Origin of the sequence: Microbacterium sp. SCN 69-37 (assembly GCF_001724435.1) — a bacterium.
Lineage (GTDB): Bacteria > Actinomycetota > Actinomycetes > Actinomycetales > Microbacteriaceae > Microbacterium > Microbacterium laevaniformans.
Window position 1 is genome coordinate 125,841 of the sequence record NZ_MEEL01000025.1, and the last position, 15,917, is coordinate 141,757.

17 protein-coding genes are annotated in these 15,917 nt (G+C 70.5%); 8 read left to right on the forward strand and 9 right to left on the reverse strand.

Translation table 11 applies throughout. The features are described from left to right. Positions 1-2: 2 nt before the first annotated feature. Positions 3-191, reverse strand: coding sequence for a hypothetical protein (locus tag ABS64_RS06900; RefSeq protein ID WP_036282628.1), 189 nt, complete (start codon positions 189-191; stop codon positions 3-5). A gap of 16 nt (positions 192-207) precedes the next feature. Here ABS64_RS06900 and ABS64_RS06905 point away from each other — a divergent pair, with 16 nt between their 5' ends. Further along, positions 208-2,424: an NADP-dependent isocitrate dehydrogenase gene (locus ABS64_RS06905; RefSeq protein ID WP_292682128.1), complete on the forward strand. Its 2,217-nt coding sequence runs from the start codon at positions 208-210 to the stop codon at positions 2,422-2,424. Positions 2,425-2,514: 90 nt separating this feature from the next. Here ABS64_RS06905 and ABS64_RS06910 read toward each other — a convergent pair whose 3' ends face one another. Together ABS64_RS06910 and ABS64_RS06915 are read right to left on the reverse strand one after the other, a co-directional pair. Beyond that, complete coding sequence (locus ABS64_RS06910; protein ID WP_292682131.1) at positions 2,515-4,026, reverse strand: L,D-transpeptidase; 1,512 nt, start codon at positions 4,024-4,026, stop codon at positions 2,515-2,517. A 106-nt stretch (positions 4,027-4,132) separates the two neighbouring features. After that, positions 4,133-4,582 carry a hypothetical protein gene (locus ABS64_RS06915; RefSeq protein ID WP_292682134.1) on the reverse strand — a complete coding sequence of 150 codons (450 nt, stop codon included), beginning with the start codon at positions 4,580-4,582 and terminating at the stop codon, positions 4,133-4,135. A gap of 111 nt (positions 4,583-4,693) precedes the next feature. Between ABS64_RS06915 and ABS64_RS06920 the strand changes: the two genes are divergently transcribed. The 7 genes from ABS64_RS06920 (at position 4,694) to ABS64_RS06950 (ending at position 11,552) form a co-directional block, all read left to right on the forward strand. Next, entirely contained in the window at positions 4,694-5,869 is a 1,176-nt protein-coding gene (locus ABS64_RS06920) for an ROK family transcriptional regulator (RefSeq protein WP_061683918.1), read from the forward strand. Between the two features lie 58 nt (positions 5,870-5,927). Then, a complete protein-coding gene (locus tag ABS64_RS06925) occupies positions 5,928-7,205 on the forward strand; it encodes an extracellular solute-binding protein (RefSeq protein WP_061683919.1) in 1,278 nt (425 codons plus the stop codon). A gap of 135 nt (positions 7,206-7,340) precedes the next feature. Beyond that, positions 7,341-8,267 (forward strand): sugar ABC transporter permease, encoded by a 927-nt coding sequence (locus ABS64_RS06930; protein ID WP_292682137.1) that lies wholly within the window; start codon positions 7,341-7,343, stop codon positions 8,265-8,267. After that, positions 8,267-9,106 (forward strand): carbohydrate ABC transporter permease, encoded by an 840-nt coding sequence (locus ABS64_RS06935; protein ID WP_288120220.1) that lies wholly within the window; start codon positions 8,267-8,269, stop codon positions 9,104-9,106. The genes ABS64_RS06930 and ABS64_RS06935 overlap by 1 nt, the downstream gene beginning before the upstream one ends. Next, on the forward strand, positions 9,106-10,062 hold the full coding sequence (locus ABS64_RS06940) for an ROK family protein (RefSeq protein WP_288120221.1): 957 nt from the start codon (positions 9,106-9,108) through the stop codon (positions 10,060-10,062). Before ABS64_RS06935 ends, ABS64_RS06940 begins: the two co-directional genes overlap by 1 nt. Continuing rightward, positions 10,055-10,834, forward strand: a complete 780-nt coding sequence (locus tag ABS64_RS06945; protein WP_292682139.1) for a glucosamine-6-phosphate deaminase — start codon at positions 10,055-10,057, stop codon at positions 10,832-10,834. The genes ABS64_RS06940 and ABS64_RS06945 overlap by 8 nt, the downstream gene beginning before the upstream one ends. 82 nt (positions 10,835-10,916) lie before the next feature. After that, entirely contained in the window at positions 10,917-11,552 is a 636-nt protein-coding gene (locus ABS64_RS06950; RefSeq protein WP_036289591.1) for a hypothetical protein, read from the forward strand. Between the two features lie 10 nt (positions 11,553-11,562). Here the strand turns inward: ABS64_RS06950 and ABS64_RS14675 are convergent, their stop codons facing one another. From ABS64_RS14675 to ABS64_RS06975, 6 genes are all read right to left on the reverse strand, one after another. After that, the gene (locus ABS64_RS14675) at positions 11,563-11,961 is read right to left on the reverse strand and encodes an FAD-linked oxidase C-terminal domain-containing protein (protein ID WP_363331269.1); all 399 of its coding nucleotides are present in this window, start codon (positions 11,959-11,961) and stop codon (positions 11,563-11,565) included. Next, on the reverse strand, positions 11,925-12,380 hold the full coding sequence (locus ABS64_RS14680) for an FAD-binding protein (protein ID WP_363331270.1): 456 nt from the start codon (positions 12,378-12,380) through the stop codon (positions 11,925-11,927). The genes ABS64_RS14675 and ABS64_RS14680 overlap by 37 nt, the downstream gene beginning before the upstream one ends. Positions 12,381-12,393: 13 nt before the next feature. Then, entirely contained in the window at positions 12,394-12,816 is a 423-nt protein-coding gene (locus ABS64_RS06960) for a YrdB family protein (RefSeq protein ID WP_036289593.1), read from the reverse strand. Positions 12,817-12,857: 41 nt separating this feature from the next. Continuing rightward, positions 12,858-13,109 (reverse strand): hypothetical protein, encoded by a 252-nt coding sequence (locus ABS64_RS06965; protein ID WP_292682143.1) that lies wholly within the window; start codon positions 13,107-13,109, stop codon positions 12,858-12,860. Between the two features lie 93 nt (positions 13,110-13,202). Beyond that, positions 13,203-14,339, reverse strand: a complete 1,137-nt coding sequence (gene nagA / locus ABS64_RS06970) for an N-acetylglucosamine-6-phosphate deacetylase (protein WP_292682145.1) — start codon at positions 14,337-14,339, stop codon at positions 13,203-13,205. Next, positions 14,336-15,910: a beta-N-acetylhexosaminidase gene (locus tag ABS64_RS06975; protein WP_292682148.1), complete on the reverse strand. Its 1,575-nt coding sequence runs from the start codon at positions 15,908-15,910 to the stop codon at positions 14,336-14,338. The genes nagA and ABS64_RS06975 overlap by 4 nt, the downstream gene beginning before the upstream one ends. Positions 15,911-15,917 lie beyond the last annotated feature (7 nt).

Consider the following 15,917-nt stretch of genomic DNA (forward strand, 5'->3'; position numbering starts at 1 on the left):
CCTCAGGCTACCCCGGGGGTGAGGGTGGTCGGCACCCTCCGAATGGTGAGAAAACACGCAGTGCTGCTCGTGCCGAGGAGGATGCCGTGGCGCATGCCGAGAATTATCTTGACGTCAAGATAGTTTCTGTCGATGCGATAGCCTGGAGACGACCCCGCGACGCTCACCACGACGCCCACGACGACGCTCACGACGGAGAGATCACACGTGCCCGAGTCCACCATCATCTACACCCACACCGACGAGGCGCCGGCGCTGGCGACGGCGTCGTTCCTGCCGATCGTGAAGGCCTTCGCCGGGCAGGCGGGCGTCGAGATCGACACCCGCGACATCTCGCTGGCCGGTCGCATCCTCGCCGCCTTCCCGCAGCGCCTCGCGCCCGAGCAGCAGGTCGGCGACGCCCTCGCCGAGCTCGGCGGACTCGCCACCCTCCCCGAGGCCAACATCATCAAGCTGCCGAACATCTCGGCATCCATCCCGCAGCTGAAGGCCGCGATCGCGGAACTGCAGTCCCAGGGCTACGACATCCCCGGCTACCCGGACGACGCGTCCACGGTCGAGGAGAAGGACATCCGCGCCCGGTACGACCGCATCAAGGGCTCCGCGGTGAACCCTGTGCTGCGCGAGGGCAACAGCGACCGCCGTGCGCCGCTCGCGGTCAAGAACTACGCCAAGAAGCATCCGCACCGCAACAAGCCCTTCGCGGCAGGGTCCAAGACCCGCGTCGCCACGATGGGCCGCGACGATTTCAAGAGCAACGAGAAGAGCTGGATCGCCGCTCACGATGACGTCCTGAGCGTCCGCCACACCGCCGCCGACGGCACGGTCACGGTTCTCAAGGAGGGGCTGAAGGTGCTGCCGCGCGAGGTCGTGGACGCCACGTTCCTCTCGGCGAAGGCTCTCGACGCCTTCCTCGCCGACACGATCGCGCAGGCCAAGGCCGAGAACGTGCTGTACTCCGTGCACCTGAAGGCCACGATGATGAAGGTCAGCGACCCGATCATCTTCGGTCACGTCGTGCGCGCCTTCTTCGCCGACGTGTTCGACACGTACGGTGCCCAGCTGACCGCCGCGGGGCTCAACGGCAACAACGGGCTCGGATCGATCCTCGCCGGCCTCGGCGAGCTCGCCGACGGTGAGGCCATCTCCGCCCGCATCGCGCAGGACCTCGAGACCGGCCCGCGCCTCAGCTACGTCAACAGCGACAAGGGCATCACCAACCTGCATGTGCCCTCCGACGTCATCGTCGATGCGTCGATGCCCGCTCTCGTCCGCAACGGCGGCAAGCTGTGGGGCGTCGACGGCGCCGAAGACGACACCATCGCCGTCATCCCCGACTCGTCCTATGCCGGCGTCTACCAGGCCGTGATCGACGACGTCATCGCCAACGGTCCCCTCGACCCGGCGACGATCGGCACCGTGCCGAACGTGGGCCTCATGGCGCAGGCCGCCGAGGAGTACGGCAGCCACGACAAGACCTTCGAGATCCCCGCCGACGGCGTCGTCGAGGTGCTGGACTCCGCCGGCACGGTGCTCATCGAGCACCACGTCGAGAGGGGCGACATCTGGCGCGCGACCCAGGCCAAGCACATCGCGATCATGGACTGGGTGCGCCTGGCCGTCACCCGCGCTCGTGCCACCGGCGTTCCCGCCGTCTTCTGGCTCGACGTCAACCGCGCCCACGACGCCCAGCTCATCGGCAAGGTGCACCAGGCGCTCGCGACGCTCGACACCGGCGACATCACGATCGTGATCCTCCCGCCCGAGGAGGCGACGCGGTACACGCTGGCGCGCCTGCGCAAGGGCGAGGACACCATCTCGGTCACCGGCAACGTGCTCCGCGACTACCTCACCGACCTCTTCCCGATCCTCGAGGTCGGCACGTCGGCGAAGATGCTCTCGATCGTCCCGCTCCTCGCCGGCGGCGGCCTCTTCGAGACGGGCGCGGGCGGTTCCGCGCCGAAGCATGTGCAGCAGCTGCTCGAGGAGGACTACCTGCGATGGGACTCGCTCGGCGAGTTCTTCGCGCTGGCGGCATCCTTGGAGCACCTCGCCGAGTTCACCGGCAACGCGAAGGCCAAGATCCTCGCCGACACGCTGGATGCCGCGACCGGCACCTTCCTCGAGGAGGACCGCTCGCCCGGCCGCTCGCTCGGAACGATCGACAACCGCGGCAGCCACTTCTACCTCGGCCTGTACTGGGCTCAGGAGCTGGCCCGCCAGACGGCGGACGCCGACCTCGCCGCCGCGTTCGCGCCGGTGGCGGAGAAGCTGGCGGCCGCGGAGCAGCAGATCGTGGCAGAGCTGAACGGCGTGCAGGGACACCCGGTCGACATCGGCGGGTACTACCACCCCGACGTGGCCAAGGTCGCCGCGGTGATGCGCCCCTCCGGGACGCTCAACGCGGTCATCGACGCGCTCTGATCCACAGGCGGATACGAGAAGACGGCCCGGGGTGATACCCGGGCCGTTCTCGTTGCGGCGTGCGCGGCGAGCCGAAACGCGTCGCGAGCGTCAGTCGTGGATCCAGACGTCGACTCCCGTCGGCGACCAGTCGTAGATCTGCTTGGCGCGGTAGTTGGGCATGCCGACGCAGCCGTGGCTCTGCGGCGTGCCGAAGTTGTTGTGCCAGTAAACCCCGTGGAACGCCTCGTCGCCGTTGAAGTACATGACCCATTCGACGTTGGGGACGTCGTAGTTCCAGTACGGGTTGTTCGGGTCAGTGCTGGTCATCGTCTGCGAGCGGATGTGGCTGTTGATGCGGAAATGGCCCGTGTACGTCGGAGACTGCGCGACGCCGCTGGAGATCGGCCACGAGTCGACGACGCCGCCGTTCTCCTTCAGATACAGCATCTGCTCGCTCAGGTTCACCTCGAGCAGGCGCTGCAGCGTGACGGTGGATGCCGGGGTCAAGGTCACCGGCAGGACGAAGGCTGCCCTGCCTGCCGTCAGCTGCGCGGCGAACTCCTTCGCCACCGCGCTCGTGTCGCCGAGCGTGCGGCCATCGGCGCCGGGGACGCTGGTCTCGAGCACCGTTCCGTCGGAGTTGGTGATGACGGTGCCGTTGGCGGGGGCGCGGTTGACGGCCGCGGGAAGTGCATCGACGGAGGCCTGGATCTTGGCGGCATCCGCGGTGATGGAGAACGTTCCCGATGCGTCGGGCGTGATCTTCAGCCACGACGCGGCCGTGGCCGGGTCGACCGGCACGGTGCGCTCCTCGCCGACGTAGAAGCCGATCGTCTGCAGCATGGCGTTGAGCTGATCGGCGGTGGACTGGGCCTTCTCGCTGCTGGCCGGTGCGGCGACCGGCACGGGGGAGGCCGAGACGGTCACGGTGCCGGTTCCCGCGACGAACGCGTCATGGACGGCGGCGGCGATCGCGTCGACGTCGAGACCCGTGCCCGGGACGGCCGGCGTGACGGCGTAGGACGTGCCGGTGAAAGACACCTGCGCCGGGACCGAAGCCGTGAAGGCGGACGGCAGTGCAGCGCGGAGGGCGGCGTCGGCCCGGTTGGCATCGAGCGTCACGGGCGCGTCGAGACTGTCGCCGAACCACTGCGTGACGTTCCACATCGGCCGCGCGTCGAAGGCCGATTCGGCGAGGCCGCGGGCATCGACGGCCGCGCCGAGTTGCGCGGCGGTGACGGTCGGACCGCCGTCGCCGAGGATGATCGTGGTCGCGCCCAGGCGCTGGTTGATCGCGTCGGTGGCGGCGCCCGCGGTCATGAAGCCCACCGGCACACCGGCGACGGCCGTTCCGGGGGCGATGAGCACGAGCGATGCGGTGGCGACTCCCGCGGCCAGGAGAGCGGCCGGGACGCCGATCCACAACCACAGGCGGCGCTTCCGCTTGGGCGAGGGTTCTGCGGGTGCCCACTGCACGGGAGGGGCGTCTTCGGGCGGCAGCTGTGCACCGTCGATCGCGTCGATCGGGCCGTCCAGGACGGCGGTCGCGGCGGTCGCGGGGTTCGCTGAGGAGGCGTCGGGCGAACCCTCTGCCTCTCGTCCCGTTGCAGGATCGGTCACCGAAACACCCCCGTGTTCTGCGCGGCCGCGCCCTCTTATGGTACGCGATGGACGCCGATCGCCGGCAGAGGTGTCCATCGGCGGCTGCCGACGCGCGTGCCGAGGGTCAGGGGGTCGGGCACGCGGCGGCGAACGCGCTCAGTGCCGCCTGGATCTGCGCGGCAGCGCTCTGCAGCGACGCCAGGCGGGAGAGGTCGCCGCCCGCGATGGCGGACAGGTCGGCGGATGCCGTCGTGAAGCCCGATCGCAGCGGCGGCAGCAGATCGGCGACGCTGCGGTTGCCCACCGCTTGCGCGGCGTCGTCGAGGCGGGCGGCGACCTCGTCGAACGCCGTCACCGCCGACGACGGGTCGCCGGGGTCGAGGCGTTGCACCTGGGCGGCGGCGTCCTGGACGCTCGCGCGGACCGTCTCGCACGCCTGGCTCGTCGTCTGGGTGTCGCCGCCCGACGGTGCGGGGCCCGTCCCGCCGTCGGCGGCGCACCCGACGAGGCCGGCGAGCGCTACGGCGGTCAGGAGGATCGCGGTGAGGCGGGGGGTCCATGTCGTGACGGTCAACAAGTTCGCTCCTCTGGGCGGGCGTCGTGCAATGTAACAGTTTTGTAAATCGTCCTTCCGAATCCGCGTCAACGCTTGCGGATGCGGCTTTCGTAAGGTCTACTAACAAACATGTCCGGATCTGATCTTCCGCGCGGCGCCGTCGAGGCGACATCGCCGGCCCGCTCCATCGTGGCGGGTCGCGCACTGCGCCACGCAGCGAAGGTGCTGCCGGAGCATGCGCGGGCGCACAATCGCGCGCTCGTGCTGCAGACCCTCTTCCACCAGGGTGCCATGAGTCGCGCGGACCTTTCCCGTGAGACGGGTCTGACCCGGGTGACGATCTCCGATCTGGTCGCCGAGCTCATCGACGACGGCTACGTGGCCGAACGCGGGATGCGCGAGGTGACGGGGCCGGGAAAGCCCGCGATCCTCGTCGACCTCGACCGGGACGGCCATCGCATCGTCGGGCTCGACCTCTCGGGCTCCGACCGTTTCCTCGGCGCGATCCTCACGCTCGACGGAGAGATCGTCGCGCGCCGGGACGTTGCGGTGCCGACCGACCCCGCCGACATCCTCGGCGCCGTCAGGGAGCTCGCGCGTCGCCTCGTGGCCGACGCGCATGCCCCGGTGCTCGGCGTCGGCGTCGGCAGCCCCGGCATCGTGGACGATCGCGGCGTCGTTCTCACGGCGCCGAACTTCGGCTGGCAGGGCGTCGACCTGGAAGCGGCCCTGCGCGCCGACCTGGGCCTGCCCGTGCTCGTCGCCAACGACGCCAACGCCGCGGTGCTCGCCGAGTACACCTTCGGCGGGGCAGCCGATGACGTGCTGCTGGTGCGCGTGGGTCGAGGCGTCGGATCAGGTCTGCTCGCCGGCGGCCAGCCCATGGCCGGCAGTCGTTTCGCCGCCGGAGAGATCGGTCACGTCACCGTCGGCACGGACGGCGGCCCGCGCTGCGTGTGCGGCAAGGTCGGCTGCCTCGAGGCCTGGCTGTCGGTTCCGGCCCTGGACGCACGCGTGGCCGAGCCCGGCGCGGACCGCGATGCCGTGCTGCGCGATGCCGGCGAGCGCCTCGGCATCGCCCTCGCCCCGATCGTGGGCGTGCTCGATCTGTCGGAGATCATCCTCTCCGGCAGGCCCGATCTTCTCGACGGAACCCTCGCGACCGCGACCGTCGAGACTCTGCGCACGCGGACGCTCGCCTCGTTCCACGACGGCGTCCAGGTGCGGATGACGGCGCAGGGGGAGGACATCGTGCTCCGCGGCGCGGCCGTCATGGTCCTGTCCGGACAACTCGGGGTGTCCTGACCCCATCACTGCGGGGCACAGCGCCCCGACACCACCAAGAGAGACAAAGGAAGACACCATGAACAAGAAGCTCGGCGCTCTCGCGCTCCTCGGCGTTTCGGCTGTCGTTCTCGCCGGCTGCGCGGCCGGAGACTCGGGCGGCAACGACGCCTCCGGCACTCCGGCGCCGGCCCAGCTGCGCGTGTGGTTGAACGGTACCGACACGCCGCAGGATGCCCGCGACTATCTCGTGAAGACCTTCGAAGCCCAGAATCCGGGCTCGACGCTCGTCATCGAGGAGCAGCAGTGGACGGGCCTGGTCGACAAGCTCACCACGAGCCTGTCTTCCAACGACACGCCCGACATCGTCGAGATGGGCAATACCCAGTCGCCCGCGTTCACCTCCAGCGGAGCACTGCTGGACATCTCCGACATCAAGGGCACCATCGGCGGCGACGACCTGCTGCCCGGCTTCGTGGAGGCGGGTTCGTGGGACGGCAAGCTGTATGCCGCGCCGTACTACTCCGGTGCGCGCATCGTGTTCTACAACACGGCCCAGTACGCCACCGCCGGCGTCCAGGTGCCGACGACTCTCGATCAGTACGTCGCCAACGGTGAGAAGCTCGCGCAGGCGCTGCCCGGCGTCTCGGGCGTCTACTTCCCGGGCAAGGACTGGTACAACGCGCTGCCCTTTATCTGGGAGAACGGCGGCGAGATCGCGGTGCAGAAGGACGGCAAGTGGGAGGCGCAGATGTCCAGCGACGCCGCGGTCAAGGGCATCGAGCAGGTGCAGCAGCTGATGACCACGGCCTCGCTCGCCCCGAAGGACGGCGATGAGACCGAGGCCTGGGTTCCGTTCCGCACCGAGAAGGCAGCCACCCTTTCGGCGCCCAGCTGGGCGTACTGGTCGATCGTCGCCGATGAGAACAAGGCCGACACCGCCCTGACCAAGACGGTGGGCTACTACGCGCTGCCGGGCAAGAACGGAGGCGCCGCGCAGGTCTTCGCGGGCGGGTCGAACATCGGCATCGCCGCGAAGTCCGCACACCCCGAGCTCGCCAAGAGCGCGCTGGAGATCATGCTCAGCGACGACTACCAGACGCTGCTCGCCAAGGCCGGTCTCGTGCCGGCCAAGAAGTCGCTCGGCAGCCAGGTCGCCGCGGCGACGCCGGAACTCGCGAAGGTCATCTCGGATGCCGCCGCGAACGCGAAGCTGACGCCGGCGTCGCCGAAGTGGGCGGACGTGGAGGCGAAGGGCCTGCTGCAGGACTTCTTCGTGCAGGTCGCGGCCGGCGGTGACGTCAAGACGCTCGCCACGGCTCTCGACGAGCGGATCGATTCCATCCTCAACGGCTGAGCCCGCTCGACCCGTCTGCGTGTCGACTCGTCGCTACGCTCCTCGCTCAACGATCGGCGGTGGTATCGCCTCCCCGGTCGTTGAGCGGGCGCCGCGAGTCGAGATGCCCCCGACACCCACGAAAGGAGAGCCGACATGACCACCGCTCACGCGCCCGCGGCATCTCCGCGTCGGCGGCGCCGCGACCGCACGCCGCTGGTCCTGTTGCTGCCCGCCCTGGCGATGCTGCTGGTCTTCATCGGCTGGCCCCTCGTGCAGCTGATCGTCATGTCGTTCCAGAAGTACGGGCGCGAGCAGATCTTCGGCAAGCCGCCCACCTTCGTCTGGTTCGACAACTACGTGCGTGTGCTGACCGACTCCGAGTTCTGGGTCGTCCTGGCCCGCAGCTTCGGTCTGATGGTGGTCTGTGCCGCCGCCACCATGGTGCTCGGGGTTGCGATCGCGCTGATGATGACCTCACTCGGCCGCGTGATGCGCACCGTCGTCTCGGTGGGGCTGCTGCTGGCCTGGGCGATGCCCGCGCTCACCGGCACCATCGTGTGGGGCTGGATCTTCGACACGTCCTACGGCCTCGTCAACTACGCGCTGACGCGGATCACCGGGCAGAACTGGATCGGACACAGCTGGCTGTCCGACCCCCTCAGCTTCTTCGGCGTCGCGGCGATCATCATCACGTGGGGCGCGATCCCGTTCGTCGCGTTCTCCACCTATGCCGGGCTCTCGCAGGTGCCTGACGAGGTGCTCGAGGCGGCATCCCTCGACGGGTCGGGCGCGTGGCAGCGGTTCCGCTTCATCGTCGTGCCCTACATCCGCTCGATCCTCGTCGTGCTGCTCATCCTGCAGGTGATCTGGGACCTGCGCGTGTTCGCACAGATCTATGCGCTGCAGACCGTCGGCGGCATCCGCGCCGACACGAACACCATCGGCGTCTACATCTACAGCGTCTCGATGGCCACCGGCGATCTCGGTTCGGGAGGCGCGATCTCGGTGATCCTCGTCGTCGTGCTGCTCGCCATCTCCGCCTCCTACATCCGCACCATGCTGACCTCGGAGGACGACTGATGAGCGCCCGCACGAGACGCGCCACCGGGCGTGTGCTCCTCAACCTCGCCGCCGTCGTCGTCTTCGTCTGCTCGGTCTTCCCGGTCTACTGGATGGTCAACACCGCCTTCCTGCCCGGCTCGGCCGTCAAGAGCGAGACGCCGCACTTCTGGCCCGACCAGTTCACCCTGCAGAGCTTCCGCGCGGCCTGGGACGGCGGGTTCATGCCGGCGCTGTGGGTCTCGCTCGCCGTCACCGTGCTGACCGTCGCTGCGGCTCTGGTCTTCGCCTTCCTCGCCGCCATCGCGGTCTCGCGCTACCGCTTCCGTTCCCGCAAGAGCTTCATCGTCGCGATCCTCGTGATCCAGATGATCCCCGCCGAGGCGATGATCATCTCGACCTTCCGGGTGCTCGACGGCTGGCACCTGCTGAACACCGTGATCGGTCTGTCGGCGGTCTACATCGCCATGGTGCTGCCCTTCACGATCTGGACCCTGCGCGGGTTCGTCAACGGCATCCCCGCCGACCTCGAGGAGGCGGCGATGATCGACGGGTGCAGCAGGGCACAGGCCTTCTGGCGCGTGACCTTCCCGCTGCTCGCGCCGGGACTGGTCTCCACCGGGATCTTCGCGTTCATCCAAGCGTGGAACGAGTTCATCTTCGCCCTCGTGATCATGACCCGCCCCGAGGCGCAGACGCTTCCCATCTGGCTGCGCAGCTTCGTCCAGGCGACGAAGGCGACCGACTGGGCCGTCGTCATGGCCGGCTCGACCCTCATGGCCATTCCGGTGATCATCTTCTTCCTCATCGTGCAGGGCAAGATGACCAGCGGTCTCGTGTCGGGAGCGGTGAAGGGCTGATGCGACTCGGATTCGACGTCGGGGGCACCAAGACCGACGCCGTGGTCGTCGCGTCATCCGACCCGCGCGGCGGCGACGCGTCGGATCAGCGGATCCTCGCTCGTGTGCGCCGGGCGACCGGGTGGGGCGCGGATGCCGTGATCACGACGATCCTCGACGCGGTGGACGAGCTGGCTGCCGCCGTCGCCATGCCCCCTGCCGCCTTCACCTCGCTCGGCGTCGGGATGCCGGGGCAGGTCGCTCCGGGAGGCGCGGTGGTCGCCCATGCGGTGAACCTCGGCATCGACGAGCTCGATCTGGCCCTCGCACTCGGGCCGCGCCTGGGCATTCCGGTGCGGGCCGAGAACGACGTCAAGGCCGCTGCCGTCGGTGCCTCGGTGCTGCGCGGTGCGGACACGCTGCCGTCGATGGCGTACCTCAATCTCGGCACCGGCATCGCCGCCGGCTTCGTGCACGGCGGCCGACTCTGGCGGGGCGTCCACGGAGCCGCGGGGGAGGTCGGACATATCTCCGTCGATCCGACGGGACCCCTCTGCCGCTGCGGACAGCGCGGCTGCATCGAGGCCTTCAGCGGGGGAGCCGCCGTCGCGGAGCGATGGGGCCGGCCCGCGGCGCTGCCCGTGCGCGACGTGTTCGACGCCGCCGACGCCGGCGACCCGCTCGCCGTGGAGCTGCGCCGCGGGCTCGCGTACGGCGTCGCGTCGGCGGTCCGCGTGATCGTGCTGTCTACCGATGTCGACGCCGTGGTGCTCGGGGGAGGCGTCACGGCGCTCGGCGACCGTATGCTGAGGCCCGTGCTCGCCGAACTGGACACCAGCGCCGCGGCATCCCCGTTCCTGCGGTCGCTGCGGCTCAGCGAGCGCGTCGATCTGCTGCCGCCGGGATCGCCCGCGGCGGCACTGGGCGCCGCCATCCTCGGCGCCGAATCCGAGCAGGAGGCTGTTTTCCATGGCTGAAGTCGTCATCGTCCCCTCGGCCGCGGATGCCGGGGCGCTCGTCGCCGACGAGATCGTCCGCCTCATCGCGGCACGCCCGGACGCGGTGCTGGGGCTGGCGACCGGGTCGACTCCGCTCCCCGTCTACGAGGCGCTGCGGCCCCGGCTCGCCGACACCGACGTGTCGCGGGTGCGCGGGTTCGCCCTGGACGAGTACGTGGGCATCGACCCGCGGCATCCGCAGAGTTACCGCTCCGTCATCACGACGGAGGTGGTCGAGCCGCTCGGCCTCGATCCCGAGCGCATCCACACGCCGAACGGTGATCTGGCGAGCATCGCGCACGCCGGAGAGGACTACGAGCGGGCCATCGCCGACGCGGGCGGCATCGACCTGCAGATCCTCGGGATCGGCACCTCCGGTCACATCGGCTTCAACGAGCCCGGCTCCTCCTTCGCATCGCGGACGCGCGTGAAGACGCTCATCGAGCAGACGCGACGCGACAACGCCCGCTTCTTCGACACGATCGACGACGTGCCGATGCACTGCATCACGCAGGGGCTCGGCACGATCCTGTCGGCGCGTCACCTGTTCCTCCTCGCCTTCGGTGAGAGCAAGGCTGCGGCCGTCGCGGGCGCCGTCGAAGGCCCCGTGACCTCGTCGCTGCCGGGCTCGGCGATCCAGCTGCACCCGCACGTGACCGTCGTGGTCGACGAGGCCGCGGCATCCCGCCTGGAGCACGCCGACTACTACCGCTACGCCTACGCGAACAAGCCGGCCTGGCAGGGTCTCTGACGGCGCTCATCCGTCCCCTCTCGCCGGTAGGCGTCGGCGAAAGCGACATGACGGGACGGACGAGCGGCGGTAGGGTCGGGCCATGACGGATGCCGAGATCCGAAAGCCCGTGCCCGCATGGATCTGGGGCGGCGCGCTGCTCGCCGCCAGTGCGGTGGTGCCGACGGCGGTGCGGGCCGTGGCGCCGGGAGGCCTCGGCTCGGGCGTCGCGATCGTGACGGCGGTGCTGTTCGCGGCATCCCTTGTCGTCTTCGCCTTCGGGCTGCGCGGGCGGGGGTCGATCGTCGCACGGCGTCCACCGGGCATGGCGGCGCTGCTCGTGCTCGCGGTCCTCCCGCCGGTCGTCGAGCTGGCGCTGTCGGCCCTGGCGACCGGGCAGGACATCGCACTCCTGCAGATCTTGTCGTTCACGCAGCTGGCCGTCACCGCCGCCGCGGCGCTGGTCGCCGTGGTCGCGATCGGGCGCGCCGCCGTCGTGCCGCGGCCGTGGCAGTGGGCGCCCGCCTGGGGGCTCGCGGTGATCGTCGCCACCTCGGCGCTGCCCCAGATCGTGCTCGTCGGGGCGTCGGGTCAGGACCCGCAGGGCCTCCTGTGGCTGTTCGCGCTCGGATCGCTCGTGATCCTCACCGTGCCGCTGGCGCTGGGGATCCTCGCCATGGTCCTCGGCGCGCGCGGGCAGGCCGCTCCGAGCCCGCAGATCTACCCGCCGGCCGTCTGAGCGGTCCCACTCAGTCGGTGAAGACCTTTCCCGGATTCAGGATGCCGAGGGGGTCGAACACCCGGGTGATCTGGCGCTGCAGCTGCCACTGATCCTCGCCGAGCTCGTCGACGAGCCAACGGCGCTTGAGCACGCCGACCCCGTGTTCGCCGGTGAGCGTGCCGCCGAGGCGCAGGGCCGCGCGGAACAGCTCGTCGGCGGCGCGCCAGACGATCTCGGGAACCTCCTCGCCGTCGAAGACGAAGTTGGGGTGCAGGTTGCCGTCGCCCGCGTGGCAGACGGTCGGGATCACGAGGTCGTAGGCGCGCTCGATGCGCGCGATCTCGTCGAACATCGCGGGAAGGGCGCTGCGGGGAACCGACACGTCCTCGATCAGGGTCGTGCCCATCGCCTCCATGGCCGGATGCATCGAGCGGCGGATGGTCCACAGCAGCTCGGCCTCGGCGTCGTCCACAGCCCGTGCGCGGCGAGGGCGTCGTTGAGGTCGGCGTTGAGGATGCCGGGCTCGACAACCGCCAGCAGGTCGTCGGCGCGCACCTCCAGGATGCGGTTCATTCTGCGCATCGACAGCACGATCTCGCCGGCACCGGCGTTCGCGCCGCCCGCCAGCCCCGTGCCCGCGCCGCGGATCACGACGGGCGTGCCCGTCGCGGACGCGATGCGCATCGTCGCCTGGACGTCGGCGACGGATGCCGCGTGCACGATCGCGATCGGCGGCCCGGCGGCTGCGTGCCCGGACTTGTCCGCGCGTGCGGCGTCGAGGGCGGTGGGGTCGGTGTCGATGCGATCGGCGAGCTCGGCGGTGAGCAGGTCGAGGACGGCGCTCATGATCTGGAGTGCCTCAGGCGGCGAGTCGGCGTCGGCCAGAGACCAGTCCGACGGCCACGGCGACGACCGCGTACGCCAGGCCGATCCAGGCATTGCCGCTGGTCCACCAGACGATCGTCGCGGAAGCGTAGACGAGGAGCTCGACGAGGGCCCGCACGAACGGGTGCACGGCGAAGACGGCACGGGGCGAGACGAACAGTGCCCACAGCAGGATCGCGATCAACGGAGCGCCGATTCCGGCGACGATGTTCCAGGGGAACGGCCAGGCGGTGAAGCCCCAGACCGCGAGGGTGGCGAAGGCGAACAGTTCGCAGAGGAACGCGAGCAGATCCACCGCATCCAGCGCAGGGCGCACGCCCGCCGGACGCGCGGCGGCGCCGTCGGCCGATCGCGGGGCCTCGGGGGCGGCGGGACGGACGTGCGGCAGCTCGGACATTCCGCCAGTTTACGCGGCGGGGCTGTGACTCACGTTGGCCGTCAGCCGACGAGGCGCCAGATGTCGGTGACGGTGGCCGGGCCCACGGCGGCGCCTGCCATGTACGCAATCGAGATCTTCGTGAACCAGAAGTCGAGGACGGTGCCCTCGATCGTGACCTCTGCGGTGCCTTCGGCGGACAGGGTGACCCACGCTCGCTCAACGTCGCCGAACTTCACCGTCACCGTGCTGCCGGGTGCGCCGTCGGGAAGGACCGGTGTGGGTTCCGGAGTCGGTGTCGGGGTGGGAGTCACGGAGCGATCCGTGGCCAGGACCGGAAGCGCGGGATCTCGGGGGAGGACCTGCGCGGTACCGGTGGAGGGGCTTCTCTCGTCCGGTGCCCGCGGTCAGACGCGGATGCCGTCGACCCACACCGTCCGCACCCGGAGGTGCTCGTCGAGCAGCACGACGTCGGCGACACGACCGCTCTCGACGACGCCGAACCGGTCGTCGACGCCGATAGCACGCGCGGGAATGCGGGTCAGCGCGTCGACGGCGCTCGTCAGCGCGATGCCGTGGCCGACGGCGAGCCGCAGGGCAGCGTCCTGGGTGAGCGTCGAGCCCGCGATGGCGCCGCCGTCATCGAGCCGCGCCGTGCCGGCGGTGACCGTCACGGCGAGCCCGCCGAGCTCGTAGTGCCCGTCGGCGGCGCCGGCGGCCGCCATGGCGTCGGTGATGAGCGCGACCCGACCCGGCGCCTGCGTGAACGCCAGCGCGACGACGTCCGGATGCACGTGCACCCCGTCGGCGATGATCTCCAGCGTCACCCGCTCGTCGCGCAGCGCGGCCACCACCGGCCCGGGTTCGCGGTGGTGGATGCCGGGCATGGCGTTGAACGCGTGCGTGAGGATCGTCGCGCCGGCGTCGAAGGCGGCGAAGGCGTCGTCCTCGGTGGCGTTCGTGTGGCCGACCGCCACCGCGACACCCGCGGCGACGAACTGCGACACCGCCGCCAGCGCGCCCGGCAGCTCGGGCGCGAGGGTGACCTGCCGCACGGTGCCGCGCCCGGCGTCGAGCAGCCGTCCCACGGCCGCGGCATCGGGCGGGCGCAGCAGGCTGAGGGTGTGGGCGCCTTTGTGGCCGGGATCGAGGAACGGCCCTTCGAGGTGGGAGCCGAGGATCGTCGCGTCGCGCTCGACGAGATCGGCGATGACGGCGGTGCGGGCGGCGAGATGGTCGAGCGATGCCGTGACGAGCGAAAGCACCGCGCGGGTCGTCCCGTGCGCACGGTGCACGGCCCGCGCCGTGGCGATGGCCTCGGCGCCCTCATCGAACGAGGCGCCCCCGCCGCCGTGACCGTGGATGTCGATGAACCCGGGAGCGAGCACCCCTCCCGCGGCGTCGATCACCTGGCCCGCCCCCAGGGTGCGCCACGTCGTGCCCGTGCCGCGGCCGTCGATGACCCCGTCGGTGAAGGCGATCCAGGCGTCGGGGGTGAGTGTTCCGGCGGTGACCAGTTGCGCCGAGTGGATGACGGTGGTCATGTGTTGTCCCCTTGCACGGTGATCGGCTCCGCGGGTGTCCAATCGATCTCGGACAGCGCGGTGAAGCGGATGCCGAGTGACCTCCACAGCGGCCCGAGCCCGCCCACGCGGGCCCGGAAGGACTCCCATGTTCGCAGAGGGAGGGCTCCCAGCGCCGGGGACCACGCCGCTTCTGCAGCGGCGGCGATGCGCGGGAAGGCGAGGGCGTCGATGTCGGCGGATGTGCGGACGGTCTCGCTCCACAGCGGCGCCTCCACGCCGAGAATCTGCGCCTGATCGATGCCGTCGATGACGGCAGTCGGCTCCCACTCGTAGGAGCGGCGGGCACTGGTCACTCCACGCGCCCACGTCAGCCCGAGCGGTGAGTCGGGGTCGAACTTCATGTCGAGGTAGATCGCGTCGGCGGGTGAGAGGATGACGCGTCCGCCGCGGCGGACGAAGCCCCGGGTCTTCTCGTCCATGCCGTCGGTCGCCGACACGAAACCCCAGTACTGTCCGATGGTTCCCTCCGCGAGGCCGCCGCAGACGCCGGCCTCGTGCCAGGCGATGGTGGTCTTGCCGGTCTCGGCCACCAGCCGCGAGACCCGTGCGATGTAGCGGTCGTAATCCTCGGCATCCGTCCCCAGCGCCTCGTCGCCGCCGATGTGCAGGTACGGACCGGGAGTGAGAGCCGCCAACTCGGTGAGGACGTCGGCGAGGAAGGTGTACGTCGCCTCGTCGCGGATCCGCAACGACGAGAAGCCCACGCCGATGCCTTCGTAGGCGACGCCGCCGAGCGGGAGGGCGCTGCCGTCCTCTTCCGACTGCCGCCGCAGCTGCGCGCTCACCACCGGCGGTGCGCACAGCTCGGGGTAGGCGAGGGAGATGGCGTGGGTGTGACTGGGACCGTCGATCTCGGGCACGACGATCATGTGGTGGCGGCCGGCGTACGCGACGATGGCGCGGTAGTCGTCGTGGGTGTAGAAGCCGCCGCCGTCCGCGCCGACCGAGCTCGACGCGGACTTCTCCGTGAGCCGGGGGCGGGAGTGCATCTGGATGCGCCATCCCTGGTCGTCGGTCAGGTGCAGGTGCAGGGCGTTGAACTTCAAGCCGGCGGCGCGGTCGACGTAGCCGCACACCGTCGCGACATCGAGGAAGTGACGGGCGACGTCGAGCATGACGCCGCGATACGCGAAGCGGGGGGCGTCCTCGATCTCCATCGCCGGAACGCCCCAGCCCGAGGCGTCCGCCGTGGTCGCCTGCGCGAGCGTCTGCACGCCGTAGAAGAGGCCCGCCGCATCGGCGCCGGCCACGTGCACGGCGCCGGCGTCGCTGCGCAGCCGGTACGACTCGGCGGGCCCGTCGTGCTCGAGGCTCAATCGGAGGTGTGGCTCCTGGCCGTTCGCGGGCGTCGGAGCGGCGAGGCGGATGCCGGTGCGCGCCGCGATCAGCCGGCGGAGCTCCGCGGCGGCGTCGGCGACTCCCGCGGCATCCGTCGTCATCACGAGTGCGACGTCGCTCGCGAGGAGGAAGGGGCTGCCCTCGTCGAGGGTCAGCCGCGCGGGTGCGGGGACGAGGCAGGGCTGCGACACGGTGTCT

Excerpts from the sequence above, each read along its gene's own strand:
- ABS64_RS06920 (WP_061683918.1), top strand. The coding sequence starts at position 4,694 with ATGTCCGGATCTGATCTTCCGCGCGGCGCCGTCGAGGCGACATCGCCG.
- ABS64_RS06925 (WP_061683919.1), top strand. The coding sequence starts at position 5,928 with ATGAACAAGAAGCTCGGCGCTCTCGCGCTCCTCGGCGTTTCGGCTGTC.
- ABS64_RS06930 (WP_292682137.1), top strand. The coding sequence starts at position 7,341 with ATGACCACCGCTCACGCGCCCGCGGCATCTCCGCGTCGGCGGCGCCGC.
- ABS64_RS06935 (WP_288120220.1), top strand. The coding sequence starts at position 8,267 with ATGAGCGCCCGCACGAGACGCGCCACCGGGCGTGTGCTCCTCAACCTC.
- ABS64_RS06940 (WP_288120221.1), top strand. The coding sequence starts at position 9,106 with ATGCGACTCGGATTCGACGTCGGGGGCACCAAGACCGACGCCGTGGTC.
- ABS64_RS06945 (WP_292682139.1), top strand. The coding sequence starts at position 10,055 with ATGGCTGAAGTCGTCATCGTCCCCTCGGCCGCGGATGCCGGGGCGCTC.
- ABS64_RS06950 (WP_036289591.1), top strand. The coding sequence starts at position 10,917 with ATGACGGATGCCGAGATCCGAAAGCCCGTGCCCGCATGGATCTGGGGC.
- ABS64_RS14675 (WP_363331269.1), bottom strand. The coding sequence starts at position 11,961 with ATGCATCCGGCCATGGAGGCGATGGGCACGACCCTGATCGAGGACGTG.
- ABS64_RS14680 (WP_363331270.1), bottom strand. The coding sequence starts at position 12,380 with ATGAGCGCCGTCCTCGACCTGCTCACCGCCGAGCTCGCCGATCGCATC.
- ABS64_RS06960 (WP_036289593.1), bottom strand. The coding sequence starts at position 12,816 with ATGTCCGAGCTGCCGCACGTCCGTCCCGCCGCCCCCGAGGCCCCGCGA.
- nagA (WP_292682145.1), bottom strand. The coding sequence starts at position 14,339 with ATGACCACCGTCATCCACTCGGCGCAACTGGTCACCGCCGGAACACTC.